The 1,267-nt window shown below is 68.0% G+C and carries 2 protein-coding genes; both read left to right on the top strand.

The window, feature by feature from the left end; all coding sequences use genetic code 11:
* Nucleotides 1–195 (top strand): acyl-CoA dehydrogenase family protein (locus AC1DOC_RS34105; RefSeq protein WP_478131627.1); only part of this gene is annotated, 195 nt, incomplete at its 5' end.
* A 44-nt stretch (nt 196–239) separates the two neighbouring features.
* On the top strand, nt 240–1,267 hold a 1,028-nt coding region (locus AC1DOC_RS34100), incomplete at its 3' end, for a 6-phosphofructokinase (RefSeq protein WP_478131626.1).

Here is a 1,267-nt window from a genome sequence, read left to right as displayed (position 1 = left end):
GCCAAGTACTGGACCACCGACCTGCAGTGCAAGGTGATGGACGCCTGCGTGCAGCTGCACGGCGGCTACGGCTTCATGTGGGAATACCCGATCACGCGCGCGTATGCCGATGCGCGGGTGCAGCGCATCTATGGCGGCACGAACGAGATCATGAAGGAGGTGATCACGCGGGCGATGGGCCTCGGCGGGCGCTGACAGCACCCCTGGCGCCCGGCCTGAGGCTGCGGGAGAATGGCCGCATGCCCATCCTCAACGCCTTCTACGCCCAGTCGGGCGGCGTCACCTCGGTCATCAATGCGTCGGCCTGCGGCGTGATCGAGACCGCACGAAAACACCCGGACCGCATCGGCAATGTCTACGCCGGGCGCAACGGCATCATCGGCGCGCTGACCGAGGAACTCATCGACACCGGCGCCGAGCCGGCCGAGGCGATTGCGGCGCTGCGCAGCACGCCCTCGGGCGCCTTCGGCTCGTGCCGCTACAAGCTCAAGTCGCTCGAGAAGAACCGGCGCGAATACGAGCGGCTCATCGAGGTGTTCAAGGCGCACGGCATCGGCTATTTCTTCTACAACGGCGGTGGCGATTCGGCCGACACCTGCTTCAAGGTGAGCCAGCTGTCGCAGTCGCTCGGCTATCCGCTGCAGGCCATCCACGTGCCCAAGACCATCGACAACGACCTGCCGCTGACCGACTGCTGCCCGGGCTTCGGCTCGGTGGCCAAGTACGTGGCGGTGTCGACGCTGGAAGCCTCGTTCGACGTGCGCTCGATGGCCGCCACTTCCACCAAGGTGTTCGTGCTCGAGGTGATGGGGCGGCATGCGGGCTGGATCGCGGCGGCCGGCGGGCTCGTGGCCGACCATGGCATTCCGGTGGTGGTGCTGTTCCCCGAGATCGAGTTCGACAAGGCGCGCTTTCTCTCGCGCGTCGACGAACTGGTGAAGCAGCACGGCTACTGCTCGGTGGTGGTGTCCGAGGGCTGCCACTACCCTGACGGAACCTTCCTGGCCGAGCAGGGCACGCGCGACGCCTTCGGCCATGCGCAGCTGGGCGGCGCGGCGCCGGTGGTGGCGCAGATGGTCAAGGAGGCGCTGGGCCACAAGTTCCACTGGGCCGTGGCCGACTACCTGCAGCGCGCGGCGCGGCACATTGCCTCGGCCACCGACGTGCGCCAGGCCTACGAGCTGGGGCAGCGCGCGGTCGAGCTCGCGCTCGAAGGCCGCAACGCGGTGATGCCGACCATCGAGCGCACCTCCGATGCGCCCTACAC

Source organism: Variovorax sp. 01T439_2, from assembly GCF_056398445.1.
Note: the sequence above shows the minus strand (reverse complement) of the source record. Positions and strands in the feature narration are given on the sequence as shown.